Here is a 15,701-nt window from a genome sequence, read left to right on the forward strand (position 1 = left end):
CGCGTCGCCGGAGCGCCGGTGCGGGTCAGCCCATGTGGTCGAGGTCGGCGCGGGTCACCTCGTGCTCCAGTGGCCGGCCCGACCGGTACCGGTCGATCTCGGCGAGCACGATGTCGCCCTGCCGCCGCCAGCCGGCCAGGGTGCCGGCGGCCTGGTGCGGGGTGAGCAGCACGTTGCGCAGGCCGCGCAGCGGGTGGTCGGCCGGCAGCGGCTCCGCGTCGTACACGTCGATCGCGGCGTCGATCCGGCCGGTGGCCAGCTCGGCGAGCAGCGCCTTCTCGTCCACCAGCCAGGAACGGGCGGTGTTGACCAACCCGGCGCGGTCCGGCATCAGCGCCAGCTCCCGGGCACCGATCAGGTGTCGCGTCTCGGGCAGTACGGGGGCGTGCAGCACGACGACCCGGGACTCGCGCAGCAGCGTGTCCAGGTCCGTACGGCGAACCCCGAGCGCGGCCGCGTCCGCCTCGGTGAGCAGCGGATCGGCGACCGACACCACGGCGCCGAGCGCCCGGGCCATCGCGATGAAGGCCCGGCCGGTACGAGAGGCGCCGACGACGCCGATCGGGCAGCCGGCGATCTCGTGCCGGGCCGGCGCGACCGATGCCTCGGCCCAGTCGGTACCGGCGTGCATCGCATGATCGAACCGGGGCAACTGGTGCAGCAGCGCGAGGGTGAACGCGAGCGCCACCTCGCCGACCGCCGGCGCCATCGCCTGCCCGGCCTGGGTGACCCGGATGCCCCGGTCGAACAGCTCGTCGGTGACGAAGAACTTGACGGTGGCGCCGGTGTGCGCGACCAGCCGCAGCTCCGGCGCCAGGTCCAGCAGCTCGGCGGTCAGCCGCGGCTGTCCCCAGCTGGTCACCAGAATCTCCGTACCGGGCAGCGCGGCGACCAGCCCGGTATGGTCGTCCACCAGCCGGAACGCGGGCAGGCCGGCGGGGAAGAACTGGCGACGTAGCGCGGGGGACACGCTCACCAGCACCGGATGGTCGATCATCGTGGTCCCTTCGGGTGGCAGGATTCGTGCAGGGCCGCCGGAACCGGCACGGGGGATGCCGGACCGCGGCCCAGGACAGGGAGGGGTACCGGGTGCGCGACGAGCTGGCCCACACGGCGCCGCGGCTGACCGAGGCGATCCGCGGTCGGTTGATCGCCGCACCGGTGACCCCGATGGACGAATCGGCGCACATCGTCCCGGCCGACCTCGACCGGTACGCGGCGGCGATCGCCGGCGCGGTCGACGGCGTCTGCGTCTGGGCGCACACCGCCCGTGGCCTGGAGCTCACCGACGCCCAGCGGGACGACGTACTGGCGGCGTTCCGGGACGCGACCGGCGGGCCGCTGCTCGCCGCGGTCGGCCCGCCGGCCGGGACCGGCGACGACTTCGCGAGCCAGTGCGCGGCGACCGCCCGGCTGGCCGAGCGGGCCGCCGCCGGCGGGGCCGACGCGCTGATGGTCTACCCGGTGTCGAGCCTGCGCGCACCGGACACCCAGGCGGAGCGGACGATCCGGCTGCACACCGAGGTGGCCGCCGCGGCCGGGCTGCCGGTGACCGGCTTCCTGCTGTACCCGGAGGCGGGTGGGGTCAGCTACCCGCCGGCACTGCTGACCGAGCTGTCGGCGCGGCCGGAGGTGCTCGGCGTCAAGCTGGCCACCCTGTACGACGCGGTCGGCTGCCAGGACGCGATCGCGGCGATCCATGCCGGCGGTGCGCTCGCGATCACCGGCGAGGACCGGATGTTCGGCCCGTCGCTGCTGTGGGGCGCGGATGCCGCGCTGGTCGGCGTGGCGGCCGCGGTCGCCGAGCTGTCGGCCCGGCTGGTGCACGCCTGGTTCGCCGGCGACACGGCGGCGTTCGTGCCGGCGGCGCGGCGGCTGGACCGGTTCGCCGCCGCGGTGTTCCGTGACCCGATGGACGGGTACGTGCAGCGCATGCTGTGGGCCGCCGAGCGCGAGGGCATCATCCCGGCGGCGGCGGCGCACGACCCGCACGGCGTCCGGCCGGACCCGGCCGACCGCGCCGCCGTCGTCGCCGCCTACCGGGACGCGATCGCTCACTGACCGGGGCGCCGGCCCGGCGCCGCCGAGGCGCCCCGACGGCCCGGTGCCCCGGTGCGTCATCGCGCCGCGTACGCGGCCTGCGCCGGGGCAGCGAGGTCGAACAGCGCGGCGGCGTTGCGCCAGTACAGCGCCTCGGCGGTGGCCGGGTCCAGCGCGGCGTCCTCGACCAGGCCGAACGAGACCGCCGGGTCGATCAGCGTCGCGTCGGTGCCGAACAGCAGCTGGGTGGCCGGTACCCGGGCGGCGACGTGCGCGACCTGGCCGGCATCGGTGATCGAGCAGGACGGTTCGAGGTAGAGCCGGTCGCAGCCGCGAGCGGCCTCGGCGGCGAGGTCCCAGCGGTTCGCGCCCATGTGCGCGGCGATCACCCGCAGCCGCGGGTTCGCGGCGAGTAGCCCGGGCAGGTCGAGCACGTCGCCGCCCCAGGTGTGGATCAGGATCGTCGCCGCGTACTCGTCGAGCAGCGCAAACGTGTCCCGCATCTGCGGCGACGAGATCTCCCGGCGCGGGTACCCGGTGTGGATCTTGACACCGCAGAACAGCCCCGACCCGGCGTAGCGCTTCAGGTCGGCCTCGGTGGCGGCCGGATCGTTCGGGTTCGCGACGAGGTAGCCGCGCAGCCGCGGGTTCGCGGCGAGGATCTCGGCCAGCTTGGCGTTGCCGCCGGGCGCGTCGTAGGTGACCGCCTCGGACGCGGAGACGATCTGCAGGCTGATGCCCCACTCGTCCATCACCCGCAGGTTCTCGGCCACGTCGCCGATGTCCATCGCGAAGAACCACGGCCCCCAGTGTCCGTGCACGTCGATCACCGGATGGTTCTTCACGGCTTCTCCAGGAGGGCTTCGAGGGTACCGCCGGTGACGGCGGCCCAGTCGGCGTCGGACAGCCGGGCGCCGCGCATCCGCAGCGTGGCCGGCGAGGTGTCGTGCAGCGGGGTACGCGAGCCGAACACGAGATGCTCGGCGCCCACCTCGCCGACGACCGTCTCGATCGAGTCCGGCGCGTTCAGCAGCCGGGTGGACGCGACGAAGCCGGGTTCGCGCCGGGCGAGCAGCACGAAGTCGGCGACGTGGTAGGCGTGGACGTCGAGGAACACCACCCGCGCGCCGCGGTCGGCGAACGCCGGCCAGCAACCGCGTACGTCGCCCTCCACCAGCGGCAGCAGGCCCCGGGCGAGTACCGCGTCGACGACGTGCCGGTAGCCGGGGAACACCGGCTCGCAGCCCTGCAGCGGGCCGAACAGTCGCACCGCGCGGACCCCGGCGGCGACCATCCGGTCGAGTTCCGCCTCGGCCCGCAGCGCGTGCCGCAGGTTGATCGTGGCGACCGGCAGGAAGCCCGGCCCGGCGGCGAGCGTCTCGGTGTTGCCGTCGACGTCGTCGAACCAGGCGCCCCGGCCCGAGCACACCAGCCCGGTCTCGATGCCGGCGGCGGTCAGCTTCGCGCGTACCGCCGCGGGGCGGAAGTCGAGCTCGGCGCGGGCCGGCCAGGTGCCGCAGAGGGTGTCGCAGTCGTACCGGATCGGATCAGCGCGCATGATGCTTGGACACCTTCCGTACCGCCTCGACGATGTCGGCCACGTCCCGCTCGGTGAACCGCTCGTTGCACTGCAGGACGAGCAGGGTGCGGTCGATCAGGTCCTCGGCCACCGGGCAGTCGCCGGCGGCGTACCGCATCTCGGCGCGGGCCGGCGGCGACGTGAACGGGAAGTTCGACGTGCCGAAGGCGTGCCGCTCGGTCAGCGCCGGGTTGAGGTAGACCGGCCGGTCCAGGTAGCCGGCGGTGACCGGGATCCCCTCGGCGGCCAGAGCCGCGCCGAAGCGCTCGTTGTCCGCGCCGGCGACCGCCGGGTCGAGCAGCATCGGGAACAGCCAGAAGCTGTGCCGCTCGATCTCGGCCGGCTCCGGCAGTCGGAGGCCGGGCAGGTCGGCGAGGTCGTCGACCAGCCGGCGCGCCACCGACCGGCGGGCAGCCACCACGTCGGCCAGCCGGGTCAGCTGCACCCGGGCGACCGCGCCGACCAGCTCGGTCATCCGGTAGTTGAGGCCGTAGAACAGGTGGGTGCGCTCGCCGGTGTCGCGCGGCCAGCCCTTGTCGGCGAACAGCCGCATCCGGCGGGCCAGCGCCGGATCGCCGGTGACGGTCAGCCCGCCGTCACCGGCGCTGATGTGCTTGGACTGCTGCAGGCTGAAGCAGCCGATGTCGCCCCGGGTACCGGCCCAGGTGCTGCCGCCGTCCGGCACGGTCAGGTACGCCTGGGCACAGTCCTCGATGACCGCGATGCCGCGCGGCCGGCACAGCGCCACGATCTCGTCGATGGGCGCCGGCCCGCCGAACAGGTGTACCGGAATCACGGCGCGGGTGCGCTCGGACAGCGCGGCCGCCACCGTCTCCGCGGTCAGGCAGCCGGTGACCGGGTCGACGTCGGCGAAGACCGGTACCGCGTTGCAGGCCAGTACGGCGATGACGGTGCCGAAGTCGGTGATCGGCGGGACGATCACCTCGTCGCCCGGCTCGGGGTCGATGGCGGCGACGGCGAGGTGCAGCGCGGCGGTACCGGACGTGCTCGCCACCGCGTGCCCGACGCCGAGGTAGTCGGCGAACTCGCGCTCCAGCGCGTCGACTTCGGTGCCGGTGACCCGCCACAGCGCGCCGGACGCGACGACCCGGGCCGCGGCGGCGGCCTCGGCGGCGCCGAAGGTACGGCCGGACGCGTCCGAGACGGTGGGGAAGGGGGTGTCGCGTACCGGTGTCCCGCCGTCGAGGGCGAGCGTCATCGTGTTCCTCCTGCTACTCGGCCGGCCGGCGGTGTCGGCAGCGCCCGGATGCGCCGGACGCGTCCGTTCGGCGCGCTGCGGGCCGGCAGGTATGGCCGATTATGGTCGCGACCGTAAGGCCAGGCAAGGGGGCAGCGCCACGTAGGTGCCAGGTAGTCCCATTGACCGCGCGCCGGTCCGGCGCTACCGTCCTGCAACGAACCATTTGAGCCATGACCTTAATTGGTAATAAGGCCCCTCGAGCTCGTGGTCTTGGAGGCACCGTGCCCACACCCCGACACGATCCCCGCTTCGACTCCCACCGCACCACGCCGCCCCAGCTGTCGCGCCGTGGCTTCGTCGCCGCGCTCGGTGGCGTCGCCGCTGCCGGCGCGTTGTCCGGCGTCGCGTTCGGCGGCCCGGCGTTCGCCGGCGCCGCGCCGCTCGCCGCCGACGCGGCGACCCTCGCCGACCTCGGTATCCCGCTGTCCGACGTGCTGGCCATCGGTGGCGCCGTCGGCCCCGGCCCGGACGGGCGGCCGGTGCTGTGGTCGGCGGTGTCCGGCGATCCGGCGCACCTGGTCGCGCTCGACCCGGCCAGCGCGAAGACCGTCTCCAGCCAGCCGCTGCCCGGCGCCCCCGGCTCGTACGCCGTGGCGATCGGGCCGGACGGCACGGTGTGGGTCGGCGCGTACAACACCGGGCAGCTGTTCCGGCGGCCACCGGGCCGGGACAGCGCGGTACAGGACCTCGGCCGGCCGCTCGCCAGCGAGACGTACATCTGGCGGCTCGCCATCGACGCGGCCGGCATCGTCTACGGCTGCACCTACCCCAGCGCCAAGGCCTTCGGGTACGACCCGGCCACCGGTGCGGTGCGCGACTACGGCACCGTGGTCCCGGGCATGTCGTACGCCCGCAGCATCGCCACCGACGGCGGCAAGCTCTACGTCGGCACCCAGCCGGACGCGAACGTGGTGGAGATCGACGTGGCCACCGGTGCCAGCCGCCAGCTGCCGCTGCCCGACGAGGTCGGCGACGGCGTCGGCAGCACCGTGTACGACCTGAACGCCTACCGCGGTCTGGTGTACGCCCGGTTCGGCTCCGCCATCGACGGCAGCCTCGGCATCTGGGACACCCGCCGGCGCAGCTGGAGTCCGTTGCGGGACAAGGTGGCCGGGCTGGACGTGTCGGAGCCGGGGCCGGGCGGGCTGGTCTACTACACCCGCAACGGGGAGCTGACCGGGCTGCTGCCGCGCACCGGTACCGAGGTGGGCACCGGGCTGACGTTCGCCGGCCGGGTGGTCAACAACCGCGGTATCGGCTGGGTTTCCCTGCCAGCCAAGGAAACCCCGGGTCAGACCCTGGTCGGGCTGCTGTGGCGCGGCGAGATGTTCTCGTACAACCCGAAGACCGGGGCCGCGTCGCGCACCGCGACCGACATCCCCGGCGAGCCGATCCCGCTGGCCAGCCTCGCGGTCGGGACCACCGGGCGGCTGTGGGCCGGCGGGTACCTCAACGGCGGGCTCGCGCAGCTCGATCCGCAGACCGGATCGCCCGCGTTCCAACGGTTCGCGCAGACCGAGAGCGTGCTGGACCTGGGCGCGGACATCTGGCTCGGCACCTACCCCGACTCCCGCCTCTACCGGTACGACCCGAGCAAGCCCTGGAACAGCCCGGAGTACTCGCCGGGGCCGGAGGGCACGCCGGAGAACCCGGTGAAGGTCGTCGACCTGCACGACGAGGACCAGGTACGGGCCCGGGCCAGCGTCGACGCGGGCGAGCACGTCGCGTACGGCACGCTGCCGAACACCACGCTCGGTGGCGCGCTGGTGCTGGTGGCGAAGGCGACCAACGCGGCGAGCGTGCACCGGCCGGTGGTCACCGACCAGTCGATCGTGTCGCTCGCGTACACCGCCGGCACGATCGTCGGCGGTACCTCGATCCACGGCGGGTACTCGGTGCCGGCGCCGACGCAGACCGAGGCGAAGCTGTTCGGGTTCGACCCGGTGGCCGACGCGAAGACGTTCGAGGCGGTGCCGGTACCGGGCGCCGAGTCGGTCGACGGCCTGGTCGTCGACGCCGACGGCGGCGTCTGGGGCTACGCGGCGGGCACCCTGTTCGCCTTCGACCTGGCCAGCCGTACCGTGACCCGCCGGGCCACGGTGGGCGCCGGCACCGGCCGGCTCGGCTACGACGCCGGCACGGACACGTTCCTGGTCCTGTCCGGTGGCACGCTGCACCGGGTGGCGCGCGCCGACCTCGCGGTGACCGCGGTGGTCGACACCGATGCCACCTTCCTCGCGGTCGCCCCGGACGGCACCGCGTTCCTCGGCGCCAACACCCACGTGTACCGGGTGGTGCCGGCATGAGCGAGCGTGCGCGAGCGAGTCATGGCCGTCGTCCGCTGCGGGCGCCTCGGCGAGAGGCAGGCACGAACGGAGGCGGCCCGAGGCGGGTCGCGTCGTCGCGCGGGCGGATGGCGGGTCGACTCGGCCGGCTGGCCGGACTGGTACTGGTGGCGGCGCTGGGCGCCGCGTCGCTCGTGGCCGGCCCGGCCGCCGCCGCGCCGGCCCGGCCGGCGGGCGGGACCGCCGCCGCGCCCCGGGTGGACGATCTGGGCCCGGCCTCCGAGGTCACCTCGACCGGCGTGGCCGAACCGGTGGGCGATCTCGTCTACACCGCGACGTCCGGTGTCTCGCCGGTGCAGGTGGCCGCGTTCGACCCGGCACAGCACCGGGTCACGACGACGATCGACCTGCCGACCGGCGCCGGGACCTGGGCGATGGCGCACGTGGGTACCGACCTGTACGTCGCCACCTACGACCCGGGCGACCTGTACCGGATCGACACGACGACCGGCACGGCGACGAAGGTGGCGAACTTCGGCTCGTTCGTCTGGGCGATCGCCGCGGCGCCGGACGGCACGATCGTGGCCGGCACCTATCCGGACGCCGGGGTGTGGAGCTACGACCCGGCGACCGGCCAGACCCGCAGGTACGGCGCCGCCGTGGCGGGCGAGCAGTACGTGCGGTCCATCGCGGTCACCGACACCACGATCTTCGCCGGCGTCGGCGCGCACGCGCACCTGATCGCGATCGACCGCACCACCGGGGACCGCACCGACGTGCTGCCCGCGCAGTACGCGAACCGGACGTTCGTGGCGACGCTCGCGCTGTCCGGCAACACCCTCGCCGCCGGCCTCTCGCCGACCGGCACCATGCTGGTGTTCTCGCTGGACGACCTGGCGCACCCGGTCGAGGTGCAGGCCGACGCGGCCGAGCAGTACGTCACCGCGATCACCGTGCACGGCGACTCGATCTACCTCGGTACCCGGCCGGCCGGCGTGCTGTGGCGCTACGACACGGCGAGCGACACCGTCACCCGGCTCGGTTCGCCGTACGACGGGGCGTACTTCAACCGGATCATGGTGGGCGCCGACGACGCCGTGACCGCGGAACTGACCAGCACGTTCGTCGACTACGACGCGGGCACGGGCACGTTCGACGGCACCGACCTGACCGCGGCGGGCCTGCCGCCGGCGCCGGAGCTGGCCATGCAGGTCACCGCCACCGACGACCGGGTCCTGGTCAGCGGCAAGGCCGGCGTGCAGGTGCACGACCTCGCCACCGGGGCCAGCCACCGGACGTTCCTGGCCGGTGAGGCGAAGACCATGACCCCGGTCGGCGGGCACGTCTACCTCGGTGTGTACACGCTGGCCCGGCTGTTCTCGATCGCACCGGACGGTACCGAGCTGCACAAGGTCGGGGACGTGGCGAACGAGCAGACCCGGCCGACCGACGCGGTGTACGACCCGGCGGTGGGCAAGCTGCTGGTGACCACCGAGGCCGACTACGGCAAGTACAACGGGGCGCTGGCCTGCTTCGATCCGCGCACCGGAGCGGTCCAGGTGTACCGCGGCGTGGTGCCGGACCAGTCGGTGCGCTCGGTCGCCGCCGCCGCCGGCACCGCCTACCTGGGCAGCGAGATCCGCAACAGCCTGGGTACCGACCCGGTCGTCAGGGAGGCGACGCTGTCCGCGTTCGACCTGCGCCGCGGCGCGGTGCGCTGGCAGGTCACGCCGGTACCGGGTGCCGGCCAGATCACCGACCTCGCCCTCTGGCGCGGCAAGCTCTACGGCACCACCGACACCGGGACCCTGTTCGCCTTCGACCCCCGTACCCGAGCCGTACTGTCCACAGTGGATGTCGGCGCCGGCGCCACGCTGGTGACCGCGGGCGGCCAACTCTACGGCGCCACCGGCGAGCGGATCTTCCGGGTGAACGGTGACGGCACCACGACCACCGTGCTCGACGACCTCGCCGCCGAAACCTACGGCCCACCCATGCTCGCCGCGGCCCCGGACGGCGACTCCCTCTACACCGTCCGCCACCGCAACCTCATCCGCCTCTGGCTCTGACCAACCCCGGCCCGCGCCGCCAAACCCTCCACAACGGACACAACAAGAACGGCGCGGGCCAGGGCGTCGCGGGAGCACGGCCTCGGACCAATGCGTAGCGGCCCGGCACCCCGACGGCGAGCACCCTTCCCCGACCTTCCGAGACGCCCAGGCGGCGTCAGGACCTCGTCTCCGCGTCCCCGGCGGGGGATGGTCAAGGGGGCGACCCCCTTGACGGGGAAGGAGCGCGAGGAGGGGGCGAAGCCCTCTCCTCGCATTCCGCCACGCGGGGTCAAAGCGGCGAACAGAGGTGGCCTTTACCGCACCAGCCACACGCGGCAGCCGTACAGAGGTGGCCTTCACACCAGCACCCCGAGCGGGCAGGCGGAGAACAGGGATGGCCTTCACACCGCCGGCCCGAACGCACCGGAACGCGGCAGACAACCGCCCTCAGCCGAGGCGGACCCGGTAGATGGTCGGGGGCCGCCCGGTCGTGCCCGCCATGACCCGCCCGATCGGCTGCGCCACCCCGGCCCGCTCCAACCGCTTCAACGTACGGCGGGCCGATCGCGGCTCGATGTCGAGCGCCTCGGCCACGTCGGACGCGGTGACCCCGTCGGCACCCCGCTCGTACAGCATGGCCTTGAGCCGGTCCAGGTTCGCCTTGGACAGGCCGGAGCGGCGCGCGGCCACCCCGACCGGCACCGGCTCGTCGTCGCCGGCCTCGGCCGGGCCGACCCCGCCGAGCATGATGTCGCCGCCGTTGCCGAGCGACACCACGGCGGCGAACGGTCCGGCGGCCCGGCAGCGGGCCAGGGCGCGGCGGGCCAGCGCCTCGGCCTCGGCGGCCGAGCGGCCGACGCCGCAGCCGACGTGCGCCCACATGTGCCGCTGGCTGAGCGCCCCGAGCAGCGGCAGCCGCTGGAAGCCGCCGGTCACGCCCTCCAGCACGCCGCGGGTGGTGACCAGCAGGTACCGGCCCTCCTGCAGGGTGAACAGGCTGCCGGCGAGCGCGGTGATGTCGTCGGCGAGTTCCTGGTCGGGTTCGGACAGGTCGATGAAGCCGAGCACCACCTGGGCGTCGGCGTGTACCCGGCCGGCGGAGGCCAGCATGATCGTCTGCAGTGCGGACCGGACCGACACGATCGCCGGGGCCAGCCGTACCGTCTCGATGTCGCCGCGGATCTGCTCGTACACCGAGCGGACGCAGGTGATCGCGACGCTGCGCTCGGCGCTGCGGGCGGCGGCCCGGTGGAAGTCGGCGAACTGCGCGGCGTCGCGCCCCGGCCGGTACTCCATCACCCGGACCCCTTCGACCGGCAGTGCGGCGTCCCGGAACGCCTCCACCACCTGGTCGCGGTCCAGGGTGTCGATGCTGATGGTGTCGACGGCGCGGCCGGAGGACAGCAGCTCGACGAGCACCCGGTACAGGGTGGCCCCGCTGTAGGTGATGTAGGTGGCGGGCCGGTCCAGCACCCCGGCCTGCTGCGCCAGCGTGTACGGGATGGCGCCGGTGAACAGCCAGGAGTCGACCTCCGGCGGCCGGTCGGCGACGATCTCTGCCGCCTGCGACTCGTTCTGGTACGGCAGCGGGTGCAGCTCCAGCTGTGGGAAGTCGCGGGCGGCGACCTGCTGTACCAGCGGTACCAGGTCAGGCGGACCGACCACACCGACGGTGGCCCGCACCTCCGCCTGGTACCGGGGGTTGGTCATCACGCCTGCATCGTGCCATGTCATGGAGCCGCCGTACCGTCCCGCACCGCCACGGTCGGCCCGGTGGCCAGCGCCTTCGGGTCGTCGAGCCGGGCCGCGCCACCGGTCAGGTCGGGGTAGGCGGCGAGCACCCGGTCGATCTGCTCGGCCTGGCCGGCGGAGAGCCGTTCGGCGTCGGCCAGGCACCAGTTGCCGGCCAGCAACCCGTCCCGGGCGAGTACCTCGTTGACCCCGGCGATGCTGCCGGCGAAGCGGTGCGCGGCGTCGAACACCGCCGAGTTCGCGTCGGTGAGCTGGGCGGCGCGGGCCAGCAGCTCCAGCGGTACCGGCGCACCGGCGCGGACGATCGCGCGGGCCTGGGCGTGCAGCGCCACCGCGGCCGGGGTCCACACCGCCCACTGGCCGAGCAGCCCGCCGACGATGTGCACCGTGGTCGGCCCGAACCGGTACGGGGTGAGCAGGTCGGCGACGATGTTGTCGTCGTTGCCGGTGTAGAGCGCGATCCGGTCCGCGCGGCCGGCGTCGACGACGGCGCGGATCACCTCGATCGTCGCGTACCGGTCGAACGGTGCGATCTTGATCGCCTCGACGCCGTCCAGCTCGGCGTACCGGCGCCAGAACTCGTAGCCGAAGCTGCGCCGGCCGATCGTCGGCTGCAGGTAGAAGCCGAAGACCGGGAGGATCTCGGCGACCGCGGCGACGCCGGCGAGAATGTCCGCCTCGGGCGCGTCGCCCCAGCCGTTCATCGCCACCAGCGCCAGGTCGTAGCCGAGGTCGGCGGCGAGTCGTGCCTCGGCGACGGCCCGGTCGGTCGGTCCGAGCACCCCGGCGACCAGCAGCGCGCGGCTGCCACCGACCGGGTTCGGCGCCACCGCCGCGGCCTCCTCGGCGGCCAGCCGCAGCACCGGCTCGTACAGCCCGTTGTGGTGGATCTCGAACTGGGTGGTGTGCACGCCGACCGCGACGCCGCCGGCGCCCGCACCCAGGTAGTACCGGGTCAGGCCGCGCTGCCGGGGCTCGTCCAGCCGCAGGTCGGCGGTGAGCGCCAGCGGGTGGGCCGGGATGACCATGCCGTCGCGCAGCCGGCTGCGCTTCTCGTCGTCGTACATCAGAACTTGCCCGCGCGCTCGGTGAAATGGGTGGGCTTGTCCAGCAGCGGTCCGCCCTCCAGCAGCCAGGCCACGGTCCAGTCGAGCATCTCGGCCAGGCTGACGGACGGGTAGCCGAACAGGCCGAAGCAGCGGGCCGCGTTGGACAGCAGCGCGGTGTCGGCCTCGGTACCGGCGAAGACCGGTTCGCGGTCGAGCCGGCGACCCAGCTCGGTGGCGAGCCAGCGCACCGAGGCGGTTTCCGGCCCGGTCACGTTGAGCACCAGCGGCGGCGTGGCCACGTGCGCCAGCGCGCTCAGCACGTACCGGTTGGCGTCGCCCTGCCAGACGACGTTGACGGCGGCGTTGCCGAGCTGCACCGGTTCGCCGGCGCGGACCGCCCGGGCGATGTCGGTGAGCACCCCGTACCGGCAGTCGATGGCGTAGTTGAGCCGGATGATCGCGAGCTTCGTGCCGGTCGCCGCCGCCTGGTGGGTCAGCACCCGCTCGCGCCCGAGGCAGGACTGCGCGTACTCGCCGACCGGGTCCGCCGCGACGGTCTCGTCGGCGCCGCCGGAGTGCAGCGGCACCAGCGGGTAGACGTTGCCGCTGGAGAACGCGACGAGGTTGGCGCCGGCGTAGCGCTGCGCCACCCGGCCCGGCAGGTACGTGTTGAGCGCCCAGGTGGTGGCCGCGTCGGCGGCGGTGCCGAACTTGCGGCCCACCATGTACACCACGTTGGGCGCGTCCGGCAGGCCGGCGAGGGCGACCTCGTCGGTGAGGTCGGCGGCGACGGTGTGCACGCCGGCCTCGTCCAGCTCGGCCCGGGCCTGCTGGTCGGAGAACCGGGACACGGCGTGCACCCGGCGGTCGCCGGGCAGCCGCTCGAACGCCTCGGCGGCCATCCGGGCCAGGCTCACGCCCATCTTGCCGGCGGCGCCCAGCACGACCAGGTCGCCGTCGGTGCGGCCGAGCTGCTCGATGAGCCGGTCGTCCGGCTCGTGTACCCGGCGGGCGATCAGCGTGCGCAGCGCCGTCATCGGTATCTCCTCCACTGCGGGCTGGGGAGGGCAGCTGGTTCCGGCGTCGGTCCCGAGCCCGCTCATCCCCAGGATAATGGCTGCGCCGAAAGTATCCGGAGCTAGACGGCGCGTCAACGGGTCCCGCTCCACGGTCACTGTTGCCGCAGGTATTGACCGCATCTCCGAGCCTGGCTATCTTCATCGTGACTTCAGGCACGACCGTAATTGATATGAGGGGTCGATCCTCTCGGGCCCGCGGGTCTTCGGCTGCGAGACCTCGCACCGGTGCTACCGGCCGCGCCGGTGGCCGACCACCGCGGCACCCGCTTCGACGCGGCCATCCCAGCGAGTCACGGACAGGGAGTGCAGGCAATGCGAGTACGGGCAATGGCCGCGGCGCTGGTCGCGGGCGTGCTGGCGGTGACCGCCAGTGCATGCGGCTCGGGCTCGGACGCGAAGGTGCCGTCCGATCCGAGCAAGGTGTCCGGCACGGTCACCATGTGGATCTACCCGATCAACGAGAAGATCGAGAACACCTGGTGGAAGTCGAGGGTCGCGGCCTTCGAGAAGAAGTACTCCAAGGTGAACGTCAAGGTCGTCGTCCAGCCGTGGGCGAACCGGGACGAGCAGCTGACCACCGCGATCGCCGGCGGCAAGGGCCCCGACGTGGTCTACCTGATCCCCGACCAGGTCCCGCAGTACGCCAACACCGGCGCGCTGGCCGACGTGTCCGACGTCGTCGCCAAGGACAAGGACTTCCGGCAGAACGCCCTGGACGCGATGAGCTACCAGGGCAAGCTGTACGGCGTACCGGTGCTGATGTCGGAGACGGGCACGGTCGCCAACAAGAAGGTTCTCGCCAAGGCCGGCATCGACGCGCCGCCGGCCACCTGGGACGAGGCGCTCGCCGACGGGGCCAAGCTGAAGAAGAAGGGCCTCTACCTCACCGACTACGTGGCCACCCCGGACGCCACCCTGAACCAGACCTTCTACCCGCTGCTGTGGCAGGCCGGCGGCAGCGTGCTGTCGTCCGACGGCAAGAAGGCGGCGTTCAACTCGCCGGCCGGGGTCAAGGCGCTGACGTTCGTCAAGACCCTGGTGGACAAGGGGTACGTGCCGAAGGACAGCCTGACCGTCACGCCGAAGCCGGACCAGAGCGTGCTGTGCACCAACAAGGCGGCGATGGGCTTCGCCAGCTCCACCGCCGAGGTCGGCATCTGCCCCGGGTACCAGGCGAGCGACTGGCAGGTTGCCGCACCGCTGAAGGAGACCAAGTCGGTCTCGTACGGCACGGTCGGCGGGCTGAGCGTGCTGTCCGGGTCGAAGAACGCGGCCGCCGCGAAGGCCTGGGTGCAGTGGATCAGCTCGGCCAGCCAGCTCAAGCAGTTCGACCTGGACCACGGCTACTCGTCGCCGCGTACCTCGCAGGGCAACCTGATGGCCGACCAGCCGCTCGTGGGCGACAGCGAGAAGTACCTCGGCCAGATGAAGACCGGCGTCACCAACGCCGCGGCCCCCCGGCAGCTGATGGACGTCGTCAAGCCGCACCTGCAGGCGGCGCTGCTCGGCAAGGTGAGCGTCAAGCAGGCGCTCGCCGACGCCGAGAAGGATGCGAACAAGCAACTCGCCCGGGGCTGACCCGGCTCGCCGCCGCCCGGAGCACCATTCCGGGCGGCGGCGTCCGCACGAGGTCGCGACGCCCTGCTGCCGGGGCCGCTGAGAACAGGAGCGCACATGACGACGCAGACCGCGCCGCGCACCGAGCCGGCCGGCACCGGCCGGCCCGCGCGAGCGTCTCGCTGGAGCCGGATGCGACGGTCGGGCAGCGGGATAGCGCTGCTGTTCGTCGCGCCGTACCTGCTGCTGTTCCTGGTCTTCCGGATCGGCCCGACGCTCGCCGGGATGGCGCTGAGCCTGGCGAAGTACCAGATCACCGGGATCGTCGAGTGGCGCGGGCTGTCGAACTTCCAGCGGCTGTTCACCGACGACCTGTTCTGGAACGCGCTGCGGGTGACCGTGGTGTACACGGTGATCGCGGTGCCGCTGACGCTGATCGTGGCGCTGGTGATGGCGCAGCTGTCGGCCCGCTCGATCCGCGGCATCCGGGTCTACCGGGCGCTGTACTTCCTGCCGGTGATCACCAGCCTGGTCACCAGCGGCGTGATCTGGCAGTGGCTGTACGCCGAGCACGGCCCGCTGAACGGGCTGTTCGGCCTGCTCGGCATCGGGCCGGTGCCGTGGCTGTCGTCGGGTGCGGCGGTGCTGCCGTCGCTGTCGCTGCTCAGCGTCTGGACCCGGTTCGGCTACGACATGCTGATCCTGCTGGCCGGGCTGCTCGCGATCCCGAAGGAGTACACCGAGGCGGCGATGCTCGACGGTGCCTCGGCCTGGCAGAGGTTCTGGCACATCACCCTGCCGCAGCTCAAGCCGGCGATGTTCTTCGTGGTGATCCTGGAGATCGTGCAGTCGTTCCAGGTCTTCGACGTCATCTACGTGATGACCGGTGGCGGCCCGGTGCGATCCAGCTACTCGCTGGTGTTCTTCGTGTACGACCAGGGCTTCCACTACTTCGACTTCGGTTACGCCAGCGCCGCCGGCGTGGTGCTGTTCGCCATCACCCTCGTCGTGTCGCTCGTGCAGCGGCGCCTGTTCCGGGAGGACTGAC

General features: G+C 73.1%; 12 protein-coding genes. 5 read left to right on the plus strand and 7 right to left on the minus strand.

The features are described from left to right. Positions 1–25: 25 nt before the first annotated feature. On the minus strand, positions 26–997 hold the full coding sequence (locus Asera_RS11210; RefSeq protein ID WP_030449318.1) for a hydroxyacid dehydrogenase: 972 nt from the start codon (positions 995–997) through the stop codon (positions 26–28). A gap of 92 nt (positions 998–1,089) precedes the next feature. Between Asera_RS11210 and Asera_RS11215 the strand changes: the two genes are divergently transcribed. Continuing rightward, on the plus strand, positions 1,090–2,061 hold the full coding sequence (locus Asera_RS11215; protein WP_211255779.1) for a dihydrodipicolinate synthase family protein: 972 nt from the start codon (positions 1,090–1,092) through the stop codon (positions 2,059–2,061). Positions 2,062–2,117: 56 nt separating this feature from the next. Here Asera_RS11215 and Asera_RS11220 read toward each other — a convergent pair whose 3' ends face one another. From Asera_RS11220 to Asera_RS11230, 3 genes are read right to left on the minus strand one after another with little or no spacing between them, the layout of a single operon-like run. Next, positions 2,118–2,885 carry an amidohydrolase family protein gene (locus Asera_RS11220; protein ID WP_030449320.1) on the minus strand — a complete coding sequence of 256 codons (768 nt, stop codon included), beginning with the start codon at positions 2,883–2,885 and terminating at the stop codon, positions 2,118–2,120. Further along, positions 2,882–3,598, minus strand: coding sequence for a hypothetical protein (locus Asera_RS11225; protein ID WP_035298487.1), 717 nt, complete (start codon positions 3,596–3,598; stop codon positions 2,882–2,884). The genes Asera_RS11220 and Asera_RS11225 overlap by 4 nt, the downstream gene beginning before the upstream one ends. Continuing rightward, a complete protein-coding gene (locus Asera_RS11230; protein WP_030449322.1) occupies positions 3,588–4,838 on the minus strand; it encodes a DegT/DnrJ/EryC1/StrS family aminotransferase in 1,251 nt (416 codons plus the stop codon). The genes Asera_RS11225 and Asera_RS11230 overlap by 11 nt, the downstream gene beginning before the upstream one ends. A 263-nt stretch (positions 4,839–5,101) precedes the next feature. Here Asera_RS11230 and Asera_RS11235 point away from each other — a divergent pair, with 263 nt between their 5' ends. After that, a complete protein-coding gene (locus tag Asera_RS11235) occupies positions 5,102–7,186 on the plus strand; it encodes a ligand-binding sensor domain-containing protein (protein ID WP_051802958.1) in 2,085 nt (694 codons plus the stop codon). A gap of 107 nt (positions 7,187–7,293) precedes the next feature. Then, entirely contained in the window at positions 7,294–9,234 is a 1,941-nt protein-coding gene (locus Asera_RS11240; RefSeq protein WP_051802959.1) for an outer membrane protein assembly factor BamB family protein, read from the plus strand. Positions 9,235–9,663: 429 nt separating this feature from the next. Here Asera_RS11240 and Asera_RS11245 read toward each other — a convergent pair whose 3' ends face one another. From Asera_RS11245 to Asera_RS11255, 3 genes are read right to left on the minus strand one after another with little or no spacing between them, the layout of a single operon-like run. Then, positions 9,664–10,926 (minus strand): helix-turn-helix domain-containing protein, encoded by a 1,263-nt coding sequence (locus Asera_RS11245; protein WP_051802960.1) that lies wholly within the window; start codon positions 10,924–10,926, stop codon positions 9,664–9,666. A gap of 20 nt (positions 10,927–10,946) precedes the next feature. Continuing rightward, complete coding sequence (locus Asera_RS11250) at positions 10,947–12,035, minus strand: dihydrodipicolinate synthase family protein (RefSeq protein ID WP_211255780.1); 1,089 nt, start codon at positions 12,033–12,035, stop codon at positions 10,947–10,949. After that, positions 12,035–13,054, minus strand: a complete 1,020-nt coding sequence (locus Asera_RS11255) for an NAD-dependent epimerase/dehydratase family protein (RefSeq protein WP_030449327.1) — start codon at positions 13,052–13,054, stop codon at positions 12,035–12,037. The genes Asera_RS11250 and Asera_RS11255 overlap by 1 nt, the downstream gene beginning before the upstream one ends. Before the next feature lie 354 nt (positions 13,055–13,408). Between Asera_RS11255 and Asera_RS11260 the strand changes: the two genes are divergently transcribed. Both Asera_RS11260 and Asera_RS11265 read left to right on the plus strand, forming a co-directional pair. After that, positions 13,409–14,674 (plus strand): ABC transporter substrate-binding protein, encoded by a 1,266-nt coding sequence (locus Asera_RS11260; protein WP_030449328.1) that lies wholly within the window; start codon positions 13,409–13,411, stop codon positions 14,672–14,674. A gap of 96 nt (positions 14,675–14,770) precedes the next feature. Further along, complete coding sequence (locus Asera_RS11265; protein ID WP_030449329.1) at positions 14,771–15,700, plus strand: carbohydrate ABC transporter permease; 930 nt, start codon at positions 14,771–14,773, stop codon at positions 15,698–15,700. Position 15,701: the final 1 nt, after the last annotated feature.

It is taken from the genome of Actinocatenispora sera (genome assembly GCF_018324685.1).
Lineage (GTDB): Bacteria > Actinomycetota > Actinomycetes > Mycobacteriales > Micromonosporaceae > Actinocatenispora > Actinocatenispora sera.

Coding starts and splice junctions, on each gene's coding strand:
- Asera_RS11240 (WP_051802959.1), top strand. CDS start 7,294: ATGGCGGGTCGACTCGGCCGGCTGGCCGGACTGGTACTGGTGGCGGCG.
- Asera_RS11225 (WP_035298487.1), bottom strand. CDS start 3,598: ATGCGCGCTGATCCGATCCGGTACGACTGCGACACCCTCTGCGGCACC.
- Asera_RS11250 (WP_211255780.1), bottom strand. CDS start 12,035: ATGTACGACGACGAGAAGCGCAGCCGGCTGCGCGACGGCATGGTCATC.
- Asera_RS11230 (WP_030449322.1), bottom strand. CDS start 4,838: ATGACGCTCGCCCTCGACGGCGGGACACCGGTACGCGACACCCCCTTC.
- Asera_RS11260 (WP_030449328.1), top strand. CDS start 13,409: ATGCGAGTACGGGCAATGGCCGCGGCGCTGGTCGCGGGCGTGCTGGCG.
- Asera_RS11210 (WP_030449318.1), bottom strand. CDS start 997: ATGATCGACCATCCGGTGCTGGTGAGCGTGTCCCCCGCGCTACGTCGC.
- Asera_RS11255 (WP_030449327.1), bottom strand. CDS start 13,054: ATGACGGCGCTGCGCACGCTGATCGCCCGCCGGGTACACGAGCCGGAC.
- Asera_RS11265 (WP_030449329.1), top strand. CDS start 14,771: ATGACGACGCAGACCGCGCCGCGCACCGAGCCGGCCGGCACCGGCCGG.
- Asera_RS11245 (WP_051802960.1), bottom strand. CDS start 10,926: ATGACCAACCCCCGGTACCAGGCGGAGGTGCGGGCCACCGTCGGTGTG.